The sequence below is a fragment of the Actinoplanes sp. CA-030573 genome, assembly GCF_050951115.1.
Classification (GTDB): Bacteria; Actinomycetota; Actinomycetes; order Mycobacteriales; family Micromonosporaceae; genus Actinoplanes.
In genome coordinates, this window is sequence record NZ_CP192038.1 from 3,408,173 (window position 1) to 3,427,822 (window position 19,650).

At 64.7% G+C, this 19,650-nt stretch carries 13 protein-coding genes and 4 pseudogenes; 9 read left to right on the forward strand and 8 right to left on the reverse strand.

What is annotated here, in order from left to right:
* Positions 1–728: 728 nt before the first annotated feature.
* Complete coding sequence (locus ACQP2F_RS15875; protein ID WP_433304688.1) at positions 729–1,397, reverse strand: hypothetical protein; 669 nt, start codon at positions 1,395–1,397, stop codon at positions 729–731.
* 619 nt (positions 1,398–2,016) lie between these two features.
* On the opposite strand from ACQP2F_RS15875, the gene ACQP2F_RS15880 reads away from it, so the two are divergent.
* A complete protein-coding gene (locus ACQP2F_RS15880; protein ID WP_433304691.1) occupies positions 2,017–2,514 on the forward strand; it encodes a transposase in 498 nt (165 codons plus the stop codon).
* A 416-nt stretch (positions 2,515–2,930) separates the two neighbouring features.
* Here ACQP2F_RS15880 and ACQP2F_RS15885 read toward each other — a convergent pair whose 3' ends face one another.
* Together ACQP2F_RS15885 and ACQP2F_RS15890 are read right to left on the reverse strand one after the other, a co-directional pair.
* Entirely contained in the window at positions 2,931–3,674 is a 744-nt protein-coding gene (locus ACQP2F_RS15885) for a transposase (RefSeq protein WP_433304693.1), read from the reverse strand.
* An 86-nt stretch (positions 3,675–3,760) separates the two neighbouring features.
* A complete protein-coding gene (locus ACQP2F_RS15890) occupies positions 3,761–4,525 on the reverse strand; it encodes an ISL3 family transposase (RefSeq protein ID WP_433304695.1) in 765 nt (254 codons plus the stop codon).
* A 171-nt stretch (positions 4,526–4,696) separates the two neighbouring features.
* Here ACQP2F_RS15890 and ACQP2F_RS15895 point away from each other — a divergent pair.
* The 3 pseudogenes from ACQP2F_RS15895 (at position 4,697) to ACQP2F_RS15905 (ending at position 8,179) form a co-directional block, all read left to right on the forward strand.
* A pseudogene (locus tag ACQP2F_RS15895) lies at positions 4,697–5,901 on the forward strand (IS30 family transposase).
* Positions 5,813–6,723 (forward strand): annotated as a pseudogene (locus tag ACQP2F_RS15900) (IS630 family transposase); the annotation flags it as partial. The pseudogenes ACQP2F_RS15895 and ACQP2F_RS15900, both read left to right, overlap by 89 nt.
* 693 nt (positions 6,724–7,416) lie before the next feature.
* A pseudogene (locus ACQP2F_RS15905) lies at positions 7,417–8,179 on the forward strand (transposase family protein).
* 1,128 nt (positions 8,180–9,307) lie between these two features.
* On the opposite strand, the gene ACQP2F_RS15910 reads toward ACQP2F_RS15905, so the two are convergent.
* The 3 genes from ACQP2F_RS15910 to ACQP2F_RS15920 all read right to left on the reverse strand — a co-directional run bounded on the left by ACQP2F_RS15910 (position 9,308) and on the right by ACQP2F_RS15920 (position 12,731).
* The gene (locus ACQP2F_RS15910) at positions 9,308–10,096 is read right to left on the reverse strand and encodes an SDR family NAD(P)-dependent oxidoreductase (protein ID WP_433304696.1); all 789 of its coding nucleotides are present in this window, start codon (positions 10,094–10,096) and stop codon (positions 9,308–9,310) included.
* 234 nt (positions 10,097–10,330) lie between these two features.
* Complete coding sequence (locus ACQP2F_RS15915) at positions 10,331–11,008, reverse strand: response regulator (RefSeq protein ID WP_433304698.1); 678 nt, start codon at positions 11,006–11,008, stop codon at positions 10,331–10,333.
* A gap of 241 nt (positions 11,009–11,249) precedes the next feature.
* Entirely contained in the window at positions 11,250–12,731 is a 1,482-nt protein-coding gene (locus tag ACQP2F_RS15920) for a hypothetical protein (protein ID WP_433304700.1), read from the reverse strand.
* Between the two features lie 126 nt (positions 12,732–12,857).
* On the opposite strand from ACQP2F_RS15920, the gene ACQP2F_RS15925 reads away from it, so the two are divergent.
* Positions 12,858–13,127 (forward strand): hypothetical protein, encoded by a 270-nt coding sequence (locus tag ACQP2F_RS15925; protein ID WP_433304702.1) that lies wholly within the window; start codon positions 12,858–12,860, stop codon positions 13,125–13,127.
* Positions 13,128–13,252: 125 nt separating this feature from the next.
* Positions 13,253–13,648 (forward strand): hypothetical protein, encoded by a 396-nt coding sequence (locus tag ACQP2F_RS15930; protein WP_433304703.1) that lies wholly within the window; start codon positions 13,253–13,255, stop codon positions 13,646–13,648.
* Here the strand turns inward: ACQP2F_RS15930 and ACQP2F_RS15935 are convergent.
* A complete protein-coding gene (locus ACQP2F_RS15935; protein ID WP_433304705.1) occupies positions 13,645–13,959 on the reverse strand; it encodes a hypothetical protein in 315 nt (104 codons plus the stop codon). The two genes, ACQP2F_RS15930 and ACQP2F_RS15935, sit on opposite strands and share 4 nt — an antisense overlap.
* Before the next feature lie 323 nt (positions 13,960–14,282).
* Positions 14,283–15,638 (reverse strand): annotated as a pseudogene (locus tag ACQP2F_RS15940) (IS1380 family transposase).
* Positions 15,639–16,545: 907 nt separating this feature from the next.
* Between ACQP2F_RS15940 and ACQP2F_RS15945 the strand changes: the two are divergent.
* The 3 genes from ACQP2F_RS15945 to istB all read left to right on the forward strand — a co-directional run bounded on the left by ACQP2F_RS15945 (position 16,546) and on the right by istB (position 19,607).
* Positions 16,546–17,526, forward strand: a complete 981-nt coding sequence (locus tag ACQP2F_RS15945; protein WP_433304665.1) for a transposase — start codon at positions 16,546–16,548, stop codon at positions 17,524–17,526.
* A gap of 63 nt (positions 17,527–17,589) precedes the next feature.
* Positions 17,590–18,819 (forward strand): IS21 family transposase, encoded by a 1,230-nt coding sequence (istA, locus tag ACQP2F_RS15950; RefSeq protein WP_433304707.1) that lies wholly within the window; start codon positions 17,590–17,592, stop codon positions 18,817–18,819.
* Positions 18,819–19,607, forward strand: coding sequence for an IS21-like element helper ATPase IstB (gene istB, locus ACQP2F_RS15955; RefSeq protein WP_433304709.1), 789 nt, complete (start codon positions 18,819–18,821; stop codon positions 19,605–19,607). The genes istA and istB overlap by 1 nt, the downstream gene beginning before the upstream one ends.
* Positions 19,608–19,650: the final 43 nt, after the last annotated feature.

The following is a 19,650-nucleotide window of genomic DNA, read 5'->3' on the forward strand; positions in this document are numbered from 1 at the left end:
TACAGCTCCGGCGTGGTCGAAGGACCATCGACCGCAAAATGACCAAGCGCCAGATGTACGGCCGCGCCAACCTCGACCTGCTCCGCAAACGAATCCTCCTCGCCTGAGCGAGTCAACCCCGATCGCGAAAAGTGGGTCAGATCCCAGATTCGGCCGCCGTTAACAACCGATTGCCCGGGCGCGATACCCCCGGCCAGCAGAACATCGCCGTTGACAACACCGGGCCGCTGCCGACGACCGGCCGCCAAAATCGGGGCCCACCGCGGCCTCTCCACCGAATCGCGAGCCACACCGGACGCTGCGGGGCCGGCGACAGCCGGCCTCGAGACACCTCCAACGAGGCGGGAGCCACTGTACCGAGGCATATCGCACCGGGGGAGCGGGTCATCGAGCCGAGTGGTGCGCCAGCCGTCGATGACCGGGAAGGGGCTTGTGAAACCCGCCGTGCACCAACAGCCAGCGCGACTATACATTGAACTCTGCTTTTGTGATGAATCGCGGCCGCCGCAGCGACACACGCCAACAGCTCTGTTGTGGCGACAGATGCTTCACGGCTTCGACGTAAAGCTGGGGCGTCATGTTTGGCGTGGCAAAATGCACTTGTGTGCCGCAGTAAACCGCTTCAGCCGAGTCCTGGCTCGCACTCGGATTTCTCTCAGCGGGCCACAGGGATCTGATCGTTAGTGCAAGTGACCCCGTGGCCCGCTTTCCGATGATCGCTCAACGGCTTATCGCTGCGCCTCCCACACAAAGTTGACCTTCAGGCCGTCGAGCTGTGCGGAATTCGGGGCGAGAGACGAGAAGGTGTAGGTAAACCGCCATACCCGCCACTTGCTGGCCGTCACGGTGCCCCATTGAGACGCAAGGCCGTTGGCGAAGTTACTGTTAGAGTTGATCATTGTGCGCATGTTGGTTCCGGGGGCGGAGGCAGCTACGTCGGTGAACGATCCGACGCCGGCCGGCGCGCAGCTGCTTCCCGGGTCTGCAGCTAGGTCGGTGTCGTTAATCTCGATCCGCATGGAAAGATTGTCGTCCATCTCGGACGTTGCGTCGTTAGCCCACGCGACGTAGGCGCCTCCGTTGTTCGATTCCAAAGCGCCGCCCGTATAGAGCTTGATAGCAGTTGGGTTCAGCGTGCCGGTGTACCTCACGCCCATGCACACGGTTGCGCTGTCGCCCGGCGCCAGGTTCGTCGCCGTGAACATCGCCTGCGCGCCATCGTTGTCGCTAATAGCAACGGAGCCCGCGCCGAAAACATTTGTATCGTTGCTGGTTGTGGCACTAAAAGCCGAATGGGATGATTGGAAAACCATAGCCGCAGCGCCGGAAAAGCCCAAGATGAGCCCCGCAACTCGGATATTCCGATTCCTGCGCTGCGATTCACTAGGAACTGACATCTTCAGAACTTCCTCGCTGTCGTTAGTTTTCTCTCGCAGAGATGTATCGGCTCCTGGCTCGCTCAGTTAAGCCCCTCCGTGGGGCTCCGATAAGACTGACGTTTCGCGTCAGACCGAATCGAACGGCCCGTACGCGCCACACAGCCGAGCAAGCCTTCCTGAGGCCAGCCGCGATCGCCTCTTGTTCCGACCTAATAGTCTTACGTTTGGCTTGTCTCAGGAACGGTCTCGCCGAGTCCGCGCTCAGAGCAAAAAATCCCGGATGGGTCCACGTGAGGATCCTTGAGTCGATGCCTCCCCAAGGCGCACTGCGCGGATGGACCGGACCCAGGGCAGAACGATTGACCCTCGAAGGCCAACTGAACGGCCAGCGGCGATCCGACTCCACAACTCGCCCCTTACTGGCGCGTACCGGGAGCGCGGCCCCCGGGCAACTTCTACCGGGTCGAGTGTCGCTGACCGACCATTGGGGGCGCCCGCTGCCGGGCAAAGGTCATACCTTAAAGCTCCTGACACGATCTGCTTGATTAAGGTTGGGGAGATCAGCGATACCTGATGACGGTCGGTCTCGATCTGCTGCTGAGGCGTGAGTAAGCCGTGGGTCGTTGGGGACCAGTTTGTGGGCGGTATCGAGCCGTTGCTGCCGCCGTGGCCGGACAGGTCTCCGGGGCCGCAGCCGGTCCCGGACCGGCAGTGTTTGCAGGGGATCCTGTTCGTGCTAAACACCGTGATCGGCTGGGAGGACGTGCCGCAGGAACTCGGGTTCGGCTTCGGAATGACCTGTTGGCGGCGGCTGAAGTGGTGGACCGAGGCGGGTGTGTTCGACCATCTGCACCAGCTGCTGCTGGACCAGCTGAACGCCGCGAACCGCATCGACTGGTCCCGCGCCGCGATTGATAGCAGCCACATCGACGCGAAAAAGGGGTACCGGTACAGGTCCGTCGCCGGTCAACCGCGGCAAGCCCGGCTCGAATTACCATCTGACCTGCGACGCAACCGCACCCCGATCTACGTGCTGACCAGCGGCGCGAACGTGCCCGACATCAGCCGCGCCATCGATGTGCTCGACGGCGCACCCGCCATCGCGGGACGCCCCGGACGGCCCCCTATGTCGTGACACCCCGACGCCGGTTCGCCGCGCTGCTGGCCGACAAGGGTTACGACCGCGAAGCGTTCCGGCATGCCTGCCGTAGTCGTGGTAGCGAGCCGATCATCCTCAAGCGTAAGAGCACCGGCGTGAAGGGCCTGGGGCAAGCTGCGCTACGTCGTCGAACAGGCCTTCGCCCTACTGCACCAGTTCCGCCGGCTAGCTGTAGCGACCAGAACCGTTGGTGACGCGGCTGATGGGTGGCTGGCCTCCGAGCGCGGTGGGGGCTCGATGGTAGTTGGGCGGGCTCCACGGGTCGTTGCAACACCTGCTGTGACCAGGAGTTGCTATGGATTCGGGGTCGCGTCCATGGGGTGGTGTAAGAGCCTGTCAGCGATTTCCGAAATCTGGATCTGACCCACTTTTCGTGATCGGGATTGTCCCACTCAGGCGAGAAGGATTCGTTTGCGGAGTAGGTCGAGGTTGGCGCGGCCGTACATCTGGCGTTTGATCATTTTGATGCGGTTGACGTGTCCTTCGACCACGCCGGAGCTGTAGGTCATGGTCAGCCCGTTGACGACGGCGTCGTGGTCACGGCGCAGGCCGGCGGTGAAGGATCGCAGGTCGGGCTGGTCGTCGGCTTCGACCGCGGTGATCCAGTCGGTGAGCTGCTGCCCTTGTCGGGCGGTCAAGATTTCGGCGAACGCGGAGACGTGGGTGGCCAGGGCGTCCAGATGCGGGCAGGCGGCACGTGCTCGGGCGAGTTTTTCGCGGTCGTCGTCGGCGAGCCGGTCGGGGTGGGTGAGCAGCCAGCTGGTCAGCTGGCGGGTCGTCGGTGGCCGTTGTGGCGCCGGTGGTCGGCCGACGGCGGCGCGCAGGGGCCGCAGGTAGGTGCGCAGGGTGGTGGCGCTGCCGCGGTAGCCGCGCTCGCGGAGCTCGGCGCACAACGTGACGGCGTTGCTGACCCCACTGGCCAGGCGTTCGCGCAGGTAGTCGGCGTGGTCGTCGAGGACGCGTGGGCGTCCGGGATGGGGCTTGGCGAGAAGTTCGTCGACGCTGGTGGCGCGGGCGAAGCGGCGCACGGTTCCGCGGGCCGGGCCGAGTTCGCGGGTGATCGCCCGGATGGTGGCACCGTGTGCGAGTAGGTCCTGGACTTGGTGGTAGCGCTGTCGGGTGCGAGGTGCCAGCAAGCCCTGCTCGGACCGGTAGACCGGGGCCGGCAGAGCGATCGGTTCTGAGGCTGCGACCGCCAAAGCGGGTTCGGCGGGTGCGGCGATCAGGCAGCGCAGGTGTCGGGCGACGGTCTTCTCGGCATGTTCGCCGAGGTTCTTCCAGAGGTCCAGCGGTCGGCGACCTGCACCGCGTCCGGGGCACCGGACCGAGCGCCTTCGGCATAGCTGCCGGCGCGGTCGCGGCAGATCACCCGCACTGCGGGATGCGTGGCCAGCCAGCGCTGCAATGTCTCGGCGCGGCGGTCGGCGAGCACGTCGATCGGCCGGTGGGTGTCGACGTCGACCAGCACGGTCGCGTAGCGGTGGCCTCGGCGCAGCGCGAAGTCATCGACGCCGAGGACGGTCACCTCGCCGTCAGCGGGATCGGGCAGTGCACGGATCAGGCGCAGCATGCTGCTGCGGCTGGCGGCGAGACCCATCAGCGCGGCCAGTCGGGCGCCGGCGCGCCCGGCCAGGGCGAGCGCGATGATCTCGAGCGATCGTCGCATCAGCGGGCTGCGGCGAGCCCATTTGCTGGTCAGTCCCGGAACCTGCTCGGCGAACGTTCGTGCCGGGCAGACGTCGACGTCGCAGAAGAACCGGCGGACCCGCAACCGCAACTCCACCGGGGAACCTGCCACCGCGGCGTCCGTCAAGCGGCGCTCGTATCGGCTATGCACCCTGCTCGACCGGCGGCTACATCGCGGACACGCAGCTCGGCGGGCGCGTGCTCGCACACGTAGCCGCAGCCCAGACGCCACCCGTTCGACCTTCTCGACAACCACAGCTGCCAGGTGAGGCAGGACCACAGCAAGATCAGAAACTCGCACGGCGGCCGACCATACACAGTGGACTCCTGTGAGCTTGGGTCAGTCTCTGATCACGAAAAGTGGGTCAGATCCAGATCCACTCTTCAGGAAGCGGCGACAGAGCCGGCCACCGCTGATCCGTGTTGGTTGATCTTAGGCGGCTAGCAGTACCTGCGGTTGATGGCGCAGGGCATGAACAACTCGGAGGCATGCCGGATCGTCGGCGTCGGCCGGGGCACCGGAATCTATCGGCGCTACGGCCGGACCGTGAAAAATCCTGATGGGTCGGTGCGCCGCTACGACCCGATCATGGCAGCCGTGCAGATCTCTGAACGCTTCCTGTCCGAGGACGAGCGGGTCACCATCGCTGACCGTCACCGAAGCGGGTGCAGCATCCGCGGCATCGCCGCCGAGCTGGGCCGTAGTCCCTCAACCATCAGCCGGGAGATCAAGCGCAACAGCGACCCGTCGGCCGGCAGATACCATCCGTTCCGAGCGCAGAAGCGGGCTCGAGCGCGCCGGGCACGACTGAAGACCGGCAAGCTGGCAACCGAGCTCGAGTTGCTCGTGTTCGTGCAGCAGTGCCTCGATATCCGCTGGAGTCCGCAGCAGATCAGCCACACGTTGCCCGCTCTCGAGCGCCCGCAACTCGGCCGTCACCGTGGCGAGCTCACCCAGCCCACCGGCCAGGTTCCCGGACCGGCCTCAGATGAGGGTCAGTCACGAGACGATTTACCGATCCCTCTACCAGCCCGACGCCCCCTCACCCGAGGCTTGCGCGCGGCGAGCATTACGAAGCGGACGACTTAAACGTCGCCGCCGCCGACGAGCTGACCAGCGCACCACCCACTTCGTTCGACGCCGGCCACGCGATCAGCCGGCGCCCCGCCGAGGCCAACGACCGCAGCATCCCAGGCCACTGGGAGGGCGACCTGGTTTTAGGCAAGCACAACAAATCCGCCGTCGGCGCGCTCGTCGAGCGCAGAATGCGCTATGTGCTGCTGCACCTGCCCGGCGGCCATAACGCTGGGCAGGTCCGCGACGCGCTCATCGACCTGTTCTCCAGACTGCCTAACGGTCTGGCCCGAACGCTGACCTGGGACCAAGGCGGTGAGATGGGCCGGCATCACGAGTTCAGTGCCGCGACCGGCATCCCGGTATACTTCTGCCTGCCTGGCCGCCCATGGCAGCGTGGCAGCAACGAGAACCTCAACGGACTGCTGCGGCAATACCTGCTGAAGGGCACCGACATCAACGCCTACGGCGCCGAGATCGCCCGAGAACTCAACGAGCGGCCACGGCGATGCCTCGATGATCGCCTGCCGGGCCCGGTACGAGACCGACGTGACCGGCGCCCTGGCCGATCTTCCTCGATCGGGTCGGCCGCCGGTCATTGACGAGTCCTCGGTGATCACCTCAACGCTGAACCCACCGCCGGACGTGCTCGGGTTGACGCATTGGTCAGCGCGGCTGCTGTCGGATCACTTGACCCGCGGCGGAAAGCCAGTCAGCTTCGCCGAGGTCGCCCGGATCTGGCGGGACTGGGGACTGCAACCGCAGCGGGCCGGGACGTTCAAGTTCTCCACGGACCCGCAACTGGAAGCCAAGATCCGCGATGTCGTCGGTCTCTACCTGGACCCGCCGGAGAACGCGGTCGTGTGTGCGTGGACGAGAAGTCGCAGATCCAGGCCCTCGACCGCACCGCACCGTTGCTACCGATGCGGTTCGACCAGGCCCAGAAACGCACCACGATTACAAGCGACACAGCACGACCACGTTGTTCGCCGCCCTGGAGGTCGCGACCGGGAAGATCACCGCGGACGCATGCTACCAGCGGCACCGCAACGGCGAGTTCCTGGCCTTTCTCAAGCAGGTCGCCAAGGCCCACCCCCGGGTGAAGCTGCACGTCGTGGCCGACAACTACGCGACTCACAACCATCCGAACGTCAAAGCCTGGCTGGCCCGCAACCCGCGGATCACCATGCACTTCACCCCCGACCAGCGCGTCCTGGATGAACATGGTCGAGATCTTCCTCGGCATCATCACCCGCCAGGCCATCCGCCGCGGCACCTTCACCAGCGTCCCGGACCTGACCGGCGCGATCCGAGCGTTCATCGACGCCTACAACCAGCGCTGCGAACCATTCCGCTGGACCAAGAGCGCCGACCAGATCCTCACCAAAGCCAACCGTCAAAAGACCTCAGACACGCGACACTAGCCGTGCGCTGGGAAAGACGCCTCGACATCCATGACGTCCTGGTCACCCTCGCCTGCGCCCAAATCTGCTGGCGACGCTTGAGCAACTGGACCGCAATAGGATCGTGTTAGGGACTTTGAGCACAGAGGTGGCGACCTTGTCGCGGCGTTCGGGGTCCATCTCCGATCACTGGCTTGCCTCATCGTCAACCTGGACGCTCCGCAAACCGGGTCACGTAACAATACGGCCGGTCTGGCCTCTTGTACATATGTTGTATTCGGCTTGATTCGACAGTAGGCGTTAGATTTGAAACCTTGATAAATATTTAGTATGTTTATAGATACTGGCGTCGGCTTGTCAGGCGATGGCGCTGATGGACCTCCAGCCCGCGGCTGGTTGCCGACGTGGCAGCGCGTCTGCCTAGGGCGCGCGCCCCAACGTCAATCCAGCTCAATGATGGCGGCCAGATGACACGCTTTTCACTCTGTTGTCCTATCGTGTCGGCGCTCACGGAGTGCTCCGCGCTAGTCAGGTCAAGCCTCCCACGTTGGGCGGCTCCTTCTGCCACACTTCTCCGGCCGGACACAATGAGCCTTTTCCAAGCTGATCTTGCAGCTCAAGGCGGGTGTGGTAGATCCGGTGATCGATGGACGCGAGGCTCCAGGTAGGACAGCAAATCGACCAAAACCCGATGCCCCGACCGGGAGCCTCGCCATGCTGTACTACCCCGCGGTGATCCCCTTGTCCAGCCGGACCCTGAACCACCTCGCCGAACGCATCCGCAGCCACCGCAAGCTCGGATCCCGGTGGCGACGCCTGGAGCCCGGTCGCCAGGCGCTACTCGCCCTGGCCCACCAGCGCAACGGCGACACCTACGTGCGCCTCGCGGCCGGCTTCCAGATCGGGACCGCTACCGCCTGGCGCTACGGTCAAGAAGCGATAGCCCTGCTCAGCGCGGCCGCCGACGACCTGGACACCGCCATGGCGCGCATCCGGCTGCTGGCCTACCCGATCCTGGACGGCACGCTGGTCCCGATCGACCGCGTCGCCGACCAGAAGCCCTACTACTCCGGCAAGTACAAGCGGCGCGGTGTCAACGTGCAGGTCATCGCGGACGCTGCCGGCCGCCTCGCCTGCTCCTCACCCGCCCTGCCGGGCTCGGCACACGCCCTGACCGCCGCCCGCACCCACGGCAATCATCGACGCCCTGACCAGCGCGCAGGTGATGACCTTCGCCGACAAGGGATACCAGGGCGCCCGCGGCAGCGTGCGCACGCCGTTCAAGCGGCGACGCTTGCGGCCGAAACTGTCCAGCCGGCAGAAGGCGGTCAACCGCGCCCACGCGAAGATCCGCGCCCGCGGCGAACGCGCGATCGCCACGCTCAAGACCTGGAAAATCCTCGCCAAGCTGCGCTGCTGCCCACGTAGGGCCACCGCGATCGTGCAGGCCATCCTCGTCCTGCACCACGTCGAGTAACCGCGCTACACAGGATGAAAATGGCTCAATGTTGATCAGCGCGGATGGGCGGAGGCGTGGGCATCGTTTCCGTGGCCAATGTCAGGCGCACGCTGTGCGCGCCGAAGGCACGGACGACCTCGTGACGCCACCCTGCCCGACGGCACCACGATCGCGGCCGCCAAGACCAGCCTCGACCCGCTCCACGTCCGGCTGGACGCCCGGCGGCACATGCGGGAGGGCAACGCACCACCTTCGCCTAGCTCGCCGCCGCCGAACCGCTGCGGCCTCCTAGCAGCCCCGTTCCCCGCCAAACTGCGCGCCGCTCACACGGTGACCGCGCAAGAGCTGGTAGCGATGATTCGCGGCTCCACCCCGTTCCGCTCAGCATGACCGGGGCGAAGATCATCCGGTATCACCTCGGCGCCGACGCGCTGCGGTTGGCCACCGCCTCCAGCGTGGTAGTTGCCTGGCATCGGCGCGTCGTTTCGCTCCAACGGTCACATGGTCGTCCTGAGGCAAAAGTTGATCGAGCAGCTCGGTACCGCCAAGCGCTGCGAATATAAGGTCTACCGGCTGCTGGCCGTCGTCCGCGACGGCGTCCGCAGAAGCCGCCCGGCTGCGAGGCATACCGGTCACCCAAGTCGCGATCGAACTATCCACCTACGCCGCCGCCAGGATTAAGAGCACGCCGTCCGCCCCGCAACGCGACACGGCTGCAGGCACACCAAAGCCGCACCAGCAAGCTGCGCCAAGCGCTGACAGAGCGCCAGCAGACACCACCAAGAACTGCCCGATCTGCTGAAACACTCTTTCACCGTCGACACCAGCTACCGGCGCGCGCACACCGACTACGCCGCGTCGCGCAACGCCGAAGCCGGAAGCCCGTTAGCTGGTCGATCATCGGCGCTCAGCCTGGCCGTTACGATCCCGATCACTCGCGAGGACACCAATTCGGATAACGCTCTAACGAAAAGCCAAGATGCTCGCGGTCGCAAGCCGGTGATTCGTGATCCAACTAGCCGGTCAAACGCGGCGGCCAGTTCTGTTCCCTGGGAGGGACTACGCCACAAGATTGGTCGAAGGCGTGAGGCCCCCAGCAGCCGTTCGTTCTTAGTCGCTCATCTCCCTGGAACGGCAGGCCTCAATCTATTTGTCGACGGCTGAGCTGTTCATAGAATGCATTATTTTGGCGCGAAACGTGCGTGGGGCCGTACGCAAGCCAGCGGTCATCAGCTTCGCCATACCGCCGGGTACCACCGTCGCACGCCGCCCCAGGTTGGCTAAAGTCGAGCGGGCTACTACATCAGGAGTTGTTCCGACGTTGAGCCTCATTCCGGCCCGGCCAGCGAAGCCGGTATGAACCGGACCAGGCGCCACGGCCAGTACGTCGACCCCGTCCTTGCGCCACTCGACGTGGAGCGCTTCCGCCAGCGATTGGTTATACGCCTTGGTCGCCGAGTAGGTCGCGTGCAGCGGTCCGCCTTGCCAGCCAAGGATGGAACCGTACAGAATCATGCCGCCTCGACGACGCCGGGTAAGGCGAGCACCGAAAACGTGCGCAAGTTCGGTCACGACCCCGATGTTGAGGGTGATCATGTCGTTGTCGGCCGCCGCGTCAACGTCCAAGAACGACCCCACCCTCCCATAGCCAGCCGCCTGGACGAGCAGACCGACGTCGACCTCCGACGTTGCCGACGCAATGACAGAGACGGAGTTCCGGTCAACCAGATCGACACCAATTACTGTCGTCGAGACTTTGTACCGATGCGTCAACTGCGCTGCCAAACTTTCCATGATGTCCACTCGGCGAGCGACCAGTGCCACAGAGAACCCTGCCGCGGCAAGCTGGGCGGCTGTTGCTCGACCAATACCGTCGCTGGCTCCCGTCACTACCGCCCACGGCCCATACTTCAACAGGTCGATCTTTCGAGCCATGATTTCCAATCCTTCGTTCGAGGTAGAAGCAATACGTGGCGGAGGCACATTGGTCGGCGATGCAAATGTGTCGCGTTCAAACGGCAAGCTCGACGGAACATTGGAGTTATGTTGAGGATACTGCGTCCCTCAGCGCCTTGGGTTCGACTTACGCGCGAGCGAAAGAGATCCGACTCGGCGGTGACGCGTGCTGCAGACAGGGCCGACGCGGCAGCAGAGCCATCAACGACGGCTTTAGGCGGAACGCTCTGAGCCCGGAATCGGCATCCTCCGAACGATGCCTTCCTCCATGGCGAAGCGCGTCAGGTCGGGTCGTCGTCGCCGGCCGGTCTTCTGCCTGATCCTGTCGAGGTGGGAGCGCACAGTCCGAACGCTGATACCAAGCTCCACGGCTATGTCGTGGTCCCTTTCACCGGCAGCCAGCAACGCAACGACATCTCGTTCGCGCTCTGAAAGGGCAGGGATGTGAACGGGCATCGATGAAGGACCGTTCCCGAGGAGCGCCGCCGCCAGCGCTGGCGATACGTAATTGCCTCCGGCCGCCACTGCTTCCACCGCCCAAACGATTTGGTCGGAATCCGCGGACTTCGGCACGAAGCCCTTCGCCCCCGCATTCAGGGCAGCCATGACCTCTTCGCGTTCCTCCCACGCCGATAACGCAACTACGCGGAGCCCCAACGAAACACAGTAGTGCACGGCTCTTGGTCCGCTTCTCCCAGGGAGGTGCAGATCGAGCACGACGATGGCGTTCGCAAGGACTTCGGCCCCGGGGAGGGCCTCAACACTTCCTGCGTATGCCACCACGTCCATCTTGCCGCTGAGCCGCAAAAGGCGGACTATTGCGTCTCGGACGAGTGGATGGTCCTCGACTACTGCGACGCTTATCCGCCCCGTTCCATTGGAAATCTCCACGTCAAGCTCCCAGAATGAACAACTAGCCTTTTCCTGCGATGCCCCGAGCCCGACCCGGGCCGGATTGCCGGCACTCCCGCCGGCCGTCGACTATCTCACCGTTTCGTGGACGCCAACAGGCGCCAGGTGGCCCGACAATGATCGTTGTCAACGTTGTCAAATTCCTCATTTCTGATCGAAAATGGATGTTCAATTTGTAGCCTTCATAGCGACAGACGGCCCCTGGCCTGAGCGGCTCCGCTCAGCCCGTTAGTGCCAATATTTGTTGCCAAAGATCATCCACTTGATACGCAGATTTGACGGAGATGACACCGCCTCCCGTGCTGGACGCCACTTGCTGCAAATCGGGCGAGTCCAGTGTTCCACCAACAGCCACGAAAACGGCGGTAATTGGGTTTACTCGGCTCTGTGTCTCGATAGCCCTCCTCAACTCGTCCACTCGCCCAACAGACCCCTCTGCTCCTCGGACAGAGACGAATGCAACTATCAGGTTCTTATTGCCATTTGATGGGGTCCCCGCTAGCTGAATATATGCGCTGAGCGTAGCTCTGCATAGGTCGCCACGGGCAGACTGCTCGGACCGGATCCGCCCGAGGTCGTCGTGCAGATTGCCACTGTTGCGGTATAGTGGAGCCACATCAGTCAGGCGCGCGTAGTCACCCGAATTTACGCCGGCGGGCAGGATTAGCCCAGTCCCGACATACCACCTACGGTCAAATTCCTTCAATTGATTAATAGTCGAGTTGCGGGACAGATCCAATCTCGTCTGATCTGCTGTTCCGCTGGGGTACGTTCCTGACGCTGATGAGACATCGAACAGGGCGAGCACATTCCGAGGTTCGGTCAAGGCAGACCAAATTCTTATGCATTCAGAGATGGTTTGCGGTGCCACCGAGATAGGGGCTCGTCGCAGAAGGTCCCCTAGGTTCGGTACCTCCGTCATCGACGACGGCGCCGACTGCGGCGATCGGATCGTTGGGTTAACGGCTACTGATCCGTCGGGCTGGCGGAGGCCTAGTGCGGAAAGTACTGAGGCGACTGTCGGTGTTCTCAATGCGTCGTACAGCGCGGACGCTGCGTCGCGCTGACTGTCAGAAACTCCGGGCATCACAGAAAAAGGGAAATCCTGAGCAATGAGAGACGGCTCAGGATAGATGGCTTGTAGGCGCGAAGTCGGATGCTCGGCGTTGTAGTTGACCAGATCGCTCTCCGACATCGGGGCCAAGGACAGGCGCTGGAAGCTGCCGCCAACGGTGGCGATGGGGGTGAAATCTTGCAGCAAAGCCTCACTACTCTGGTAGACGTTCGCGTCCACGGCACTTACTGCCGGCGGCAAACCCTGGTAATCAGTCGATTGGGTCAACGATGCTTTGGAAGCAAGGTAAGACAAGCTGGCATAGGCCTGCATTGGATCGGCAATGCCGACACGCTGCCGCTCCGAATGGGCGACGAGGCTGTCAAGCTCCGCTGGTGTCATCCTTGCATTTGGCAGCAACCCATTGATCATGATGTCAGATGCGCCAAAAATTGTCGGCGTGCTTGCCGTGGACCGGGTATCAGATGCAGCGAACCCTGGAAGATGATACTTCAGAAAATTCAGCACCAACGACGACTCGGGTATCCAAACCGCAGCAGGGGAAGTGTTCGCATCGGGGAGGCCGACTCCAGGTATTTTGACGCCGCGTGCGTGGGAGATTGCACGTATCATTTCCAGGGTGGACACCGTATCGAGCGTTGCGCGAATGCACGCCGCTCGCGGGCGGGCTTCCAGCGAAGCTATCCCTGCCTTAACATACGGAGTCAAGGCTTTCGAGGTAGCGACGCTGAGCGTAATCACATTATTGTGGCATTGAGTGCGATCGCCAGAGGACGCCCCTCCTATATCCGCAGAAACGGCAAATATGCACAAAACTACTGCCACGGCGACAAGCGGGACCAGCAGCTTGGGGAAATGCTGTTGGCGACGGTGCTTCGATCGTCGGTAGCCGAGCGCTTGCTGCGGCCGCATCTCGTTGTGCAGAGCCTCGACAGCGGTATCACGCTTCATCAGGTGTACACCAAGCTTCTCGGAGTTGCTTACCGGCCGCGCATTTCGCGCGATACGGAAGTGAAAATATAGTTGAGGTTCTCCCTCCGAGCTTGACTCCCTTACAAATTATATTGGTTGGATATCAGTAGAAGAGTCCCACGCTCAGCGATACCGCATCCCTCAGAGGCATCGTGCCGCTACTAAGCGAGTGACAGATGCGGTACACCGCGGCTACGGTGATTTTGCATCAGCAGTCTCCACTCGCCCGCGTTTGGCAGACGTCGGCTAGTCTTGCCACCGACGATTCGGGTGCGCGTGATCCGCACGGCTTGCTGGGCGTGCGCGATGGCGATACGCCGGTTCGTGGCTACGGTGACGGCGTTGACGGTGCGGGTCTCGCGGCGGCCGTGACCGCGGTCACGGGCCGGGATCTGCGCGCAGAGAAGCCGTCTGAGCTGCTTGAATCGGGTCGGCTGGTTGCCTTTGACCTCCACGTCAGGTGGGCTTGGCGGGCAATGACCTCGTCGGTGTGCCCGGTCTGGGTGTGCAGGGCATCGGCGAACGGCACCCCGGCGAGGCTGCCCAAGACCGTCTCGACGGCGTCGAGCTAGGGCGCGAACGCCGGGATCTCGTTCGACTTCGCGGCCACGGTGCCCTGGGTGTGGAGCGCGGACAGCAGATGGATTTGACGGCCGTCGAGCTGGCGGGCCCTGCGCAGAGTTTTCCCGTCCACGGCGATCACCGCGCGGTACCGGCGAGGCGGAGCCGGGCTTAGCGGGCCGGTCCGCGCGTGCAGCCAGCCGGCGAGCGCGGTGCTCAGGACGGCCGCGTCAAGCCGGATCAACAGCCGCCACATCGTCGTGCCGGCGGGCACCTCATCGGCGGAACCCGAGCCGGGCGCGGGCGTGTTCGACGAGGTCATGAAGCCAGTCAGTGATCGCCGCGAACGATGAGGCGCCGGCCATAACCGCGCAGACCGCGACGGTCAGCACTGCGGCCAGCGGTTACTGGATCCCGCGAGGACCACGCGGATCCGGGATCTTCGACAGCATGCCAACCAGACCACTGCGCTCACGGTCGGTGATAGGCGCGGGTGGGGTGACGGCGACGGGTGTCGTGACGGTCAGTGCGTTCATGAGAGATGATGCCATTGCAGGTGAGGTCCTTGGGGCGTCGTGCGGCGTAGAGAACCTCATGATCACCGATCTGATCTCACCCGCTGCCTTCGCCCTCCATAAAGGCCACTCACTCCACAAACCCGCAGCTCACGGCCCAGTCCTCGGAAAACTGGATCGCCCTGATGCGCAGGGTGGTGGTGCGGGCGGTGCGGCTCAATCTCGCGGCGACGTGTGGCAGCCGGTAGCGCAGCTTCTTCGGCTCGGCGACGGCCATCGCGCCGTCCAGGAGCACGTGCTGGGTCCAGCCGAGCAGCTCGATGCCAGTCAGGGCGATTTCGAGCCAGGCGGCGTTGATCGCGAATCGGCGGCCCGGGAACCGACCGAACCCGGTCTTGCCAGTGCGGATGCGGTCCTCGACCCGGGCATGGCAGCGGTGTCGGACTTCCAGAAACTGGATCGAGCCACCACCGTGCGGTGTGTCGGTGCCGAAGACCTGATGCCGCATGCCGTTGACCTGGTCGAAAAGCGTCAATTGCGCTCCGGGCGGGGCGTTCCTGGCGACCTATCAGCCGGGTGCCGACCGCGACCACGGCCCGCGCGGCTAGGTTGAGATGGTCGGTGAGTTCGGCGACTTGGGTGCCGGCGCGCAGGCTTGCCGTCGCGGTCGAGCGCGGGCACCCACTCGGTAGCGGCGGTGATCGCCGCCCGGACCAGTTCGGTGATTGCGATCCCGACGGAGAACTCGGTGTTAATCCCGTGTTCGCGCAGGCTGCGGATGTGGCCGAGAAGGTCGTGGCTGGAGTCTGCCGAACCGCTGCGGATCAGGATCGGACTGCCGTGCCGATAGGCGTCCGGGCGCTGGTGCAGGGCTTGGCCCGGAGCGGTGATGTGGTCGGCGGCGGTGTTGCTGCCGCCGTTACCCGGGCGCAGCATCCCGGCCAGGGCCTCACCGCTGCCGTCGAGGAAGCGCAGCAACGGATAAAAGCCGAACGAGCCCTTCCAGGTCGCCGCCGCCGATTCCTTCTCCGAATGCGCCAGCACGATCGTCGCGTCGATGTCCAGCACGGTCCCGGGCAACGCCCAGCCGAGCCCCGTGGTGACGGGCAACGGGCGCCCGGTCTTGAGCGACTGCGCCCACGCCAGATCCCGGGCGGCGGCGCGAGCCGCCCGCAGCCGGGCCAGGGCGGCGGTGTCGATCGCGTCCAGGGCCCGCCACGCGCTCGGATCCAAAGCTCTCGGCCCGAACAGGCCGCTCCGCTGCCGCATCACCGCCAAATCGGCAACGGAGTCGCCGCCGTCTGCGAGCAAAACCGCCAGATCGACCGGGACCCGGCCCGGTTCATGCGTCGGCCGGCGCCGCTGGTTCAGGCCCAACGCTCGAACGAGGCCGCGGTTCAAACCGGTCTTGTCCGGCCAGATCAGTGAGCATGCGGTTGTCAGCGTGACCCACCACACCGCGAGCGCCATCAGCAACAACAACCATCGGACGCGTTCGAGCACCCTGTACTCTGAAAGTGCCTTCCGTCCGGAACGATCTTGACTGTAGACAAGCCAGGTGATCCCAAGATTGGAAGGCGATTTCGCGTTCCGGGGCCCGAGCCATCGGACCGGCTACTGAAAGTGCGAGGTTAGCCGCCCCTGCGCGGGCTGGCGATCACTTGGTCGATGTGCCGCCGGTTCATCTCGGAAGTGACCACGCTACGGTATCGTACATTTATCACAACAGCGCCGGAAGATGCTCTTCCGCCCAAAGCGGCCAGTATCTTGATCCCCGTAGCCGTTTACCTTGGCAGGACGGCAACACATCGGCGGAGCACCAATGCCGCTCAGATCGCCGACTTGGCGCGGCGAAAAGTCGCAGCAGTGGGGCTGCGCAGGCGCACACCGGCAAGGCCGGTCAAGCTCGGCATTCCGGAGCACGGCAACCCGCTGCTGCCGTCCAATGCCTACGACCGGCTCGGATTGGACCACCGGCAGATCGTCGCCGCAGGCTGGAGGATGAGACCCAAGAGCTCTCCAATTCACTGCACGCCGTCCTTTTGTCGGCTCCGGCTGAAAGCTGACTGTGAGACTGCTGGGGCCGGTCCAGATCGGCCGTGATGGGCTGGTAGCAAGACGGCGGGCGTGACTCAAAAACTGACTGGCCTGGTGCCTTTAGTGGGGACTTGTCCGCTCGCTGTCCTTGATGCCGGCCCGGCCGGGGGTAACTGGTTTGATCAGGAGGTTGACCGTCAGTTGGCTGGCGTGTCGCGTCACAGTCCTGCCGAATCTCCCACCGGACCGAAACCACGTCCGTCCGGATCAGAGGAGAATGCAGTTGCCCATGCTGGCAGAGCAGGTCGATGTCGTCATCGGCGTTGACACGCACAAACACCCACACCGCTGCCGTCGTGTCCGCGGCCACGGGTGCCGTCCTGGCCGAGAAGACGGTGACGGCTGACCCGGCTGGCTATCGGGCGCTGGTCGAGATCGCCGAGCGGCACGGGACGTTGCGGGCATGGGCCATGGAGGGATCGGGAGGCTACGGTGCCGGCCTGGCCCTTCATCTCGCTCAGCGCGACGAGCTTGTTGTCGAGCTCGACCGTCCGAAACGTCCCGCGCGCAAGGCAGGGGCCAAGTCGGATCCGATCGACGCCGTCCGCGCCGCCCGGGACGCCCTGGCTCGTACGCACCTGGCCAAGCCGCGCGCCGGTGCCGAGCGTGCGGCCCTGCAGCTGCTGCTCACAGCCCGCCGGGCCGCGGTCGATGCCGCCGTCGACGGCCAAAGTCAGCTGCACGCGCTCGTGGTTACTGCCCCCGAGCAGGTCCGGGCTCGATTCCGTGGCCTGTCTACCCGCGCCATGATCACGTACGCGCTGCGGCTGCGAGCCGCGCACTACGCCGGCGACGTGCATGTGTTCACCGCGATGTCGACTCTCAAAGCCATTGCTCGTCGCATCCATGCGCTCGAGGAGGAGGCCGCCGAACACGAGAAGGCAATTCGCAAGATTGTCTCGGCATGGCGGCCGGACCTGTTGGCATTGACCGGGGTTGGCCCGATCGTCGCGGCTACCGTCCTCGCCGCCTGGTCGCACGCCGGGCGTTGCCGCAACGACGCGGCATTTGCGATGCTCGCGGGCACTGCGCCGATCCCTGCTTCGTCGGGCAAGACGGTCCGTTATCGCCTCAACCGTTCCGGCGACCGCCAGCTGAACCGAGCCATCTACACCGTCGTCCTAACGCGGCTACGCCTCGACCCCGCGACCCGTGCCTACGCCGAACGCCGACGCAGCGAAGGCAGAACCGATCGGGAAATCCGCCGCTGCTTGGGTCGCTACGTCACCCGCCAGCTCTACCGACAGCTCGAAAACCCGCCTGCCGTCAACTCTTGACGCGTCATAGGAGCGTCCCCCAGGCGGCGGTCGAATCTGGACCCCCCTTCCAAGATCGGGAGGGTGTTGAGCGTGGAGGACTGGGCGGAGATCCGTCGTCTGCATCGGGCTGAGGGGATGCCGATCAAGGCAATCGTCCGCAAGCTTGGGGTGGGGCGCAACACGGTGCGTCGGGCGTTGGCGTCGGACAGCCCGCCAGCGTATTCGCGGCCGGTGAAGCCGTCGATCGTGGATCCGTTCGAGCCGCAGATCCGGGCGTTGCTGGCTGATTGGCCGTCGATGCCGGTGCCGGTGATCGCCGAGCGAATCGGCTGGCAGCGGTCGATGACGGTGCTCAAGGACCGGGTGCGGGTGCTGCGGCCGTTGTTCGTGGCGCCGGATCCGGCGCAGCGCACCGAGTATCAGCCGGGCGCGCTCGCGCAGTGTGATCTGTGGTTCCCGCCGGCCGATGTTCCGTTGGGGTTCGGCCAGACCGGCCGGCCGCCGGTGCTGGTGATGGTCTGCGGCTACTCACGCTGGCTGGCGGCGACGATGATCCCAACCCGGCAGGCCCCGGACCTGCTGGACGGTCACTGGAGGTTGCTGAGGCGGCTCGGGGCCGTCCCGAAAGCGCTGGTCTGGGACAACGAGTCCGCGGTCGGGCAATGGCGGGCCGGGAAGCCGCAGTTGACCGAGACGATGAACGCGTTCCGCGGCAGCCTCGGCATTCGAGTGATCCAGTGCAGGCCCGCGGATCCCGAGGCCAAAGGCCTGGTCGAACGAGCCAACGGCTATCTCGAGACCTCGTTTCTGCCCGGCCGCTCGTTCGTCTCGCCGCAGGACTTCAACGTCCAGCTCGAGCAGTGGCTGCAGCGGGCGAATCAGCGGATCCATCGCCATTTGCAGGCCCGGCCAGCTGACCGGATCGATGCGGACCGCCACGCCATGGTCGACCTGCCGCCGGTCGCGCCGGTGACCGGCTGGCGGTTGTCGACTCGGCTGGCACGTGATCATTACGTCCGCGTCGACGCCAACGATTACTCGGTGCACCCGTCGGCGATTGGCCGCCGCGTCGACATCCGTGCCGACGCCGACCATGTTGATATCGCCTGCGACGGCAAACCGGTCGCGCATCACCAGCGCTGCTGGGCTGCGCATCAAAGCATCACCGATCCACTGCATCGCGACGCCGCGACCCTGATGAGGGCCGCGCACCGGCTCGCCGCCAAGACCAGTCCCGGTCGCACCGAGGTCGAGCACCGGGACCTGGCCGACTACGACCGCCTGTTCGGTCTCGACAGCGAGGTGGCTTGATGAGCACCAAGACCAGCCGCAACGTCGCTTCCGAGATCGCGTTCCTGGCTCGGGCGATGAAGGCACCCTCGCTGGCCGCGTCCGTCGAACGCCTCGCGGAACGGGCTCGGGCCGAGTCCTGGACCCACGAAGAGTTCCTCGCCGCTTGCCTGCAACGCGAGGTCGCCGCCCGCGAATCACACGGCGGCGAGGGACGCATCCGCGCCGCCCGGTTCCCAGCCCGCAAGAGCCTCGAGGAGTTCGACTACGAACACCAACGCTCCCTCAAACGCGAGCAGATCGCCCATCTGGGCACCCTCGACTTCGTCACCGGCCGCGAGAACGTGGTGTTCCTCGGACCGCCCGGCACCGGCAAAACCCATCTCTCGATCGGCCTGGGCATCCGCGCCTGCCAGGCCGGCCATCGGGTCGCGTTCGCCACCGCCGCCCAGTGGGTCTCCCGCCTGGCTGACGCCCATGCCGCCGGGAAGCTGCAAGATGAGCTGGTCAAACTCGGCCGGATCCCGCTGCTGATCATCGATGAGGTCGGCTACATCCCGTTCGAACCCGAAGCAGCGAACCTGTTCTTCCAGCTCGTGTCCGCCCGCTACGAACGCGCCAGCCTGATCGTCACCAGCAACAAGCCCTTCGGCCGCTGGGGCGAAGTCTTCGGCGACGACGTCGTCGCCGCAGCCATGATCGACCGCCTCGTCCACCACGCCGACGTGATCTCCATGAAGGGCCACAGCTACCGACTCAAAGACCGCGACCTCGGCCGCGTTCCCGCCGCCACCAAGACCAACGACTAAACAAGATCAACCATCAGAGGGGGTCCATTTTCGGGCGCGGTGG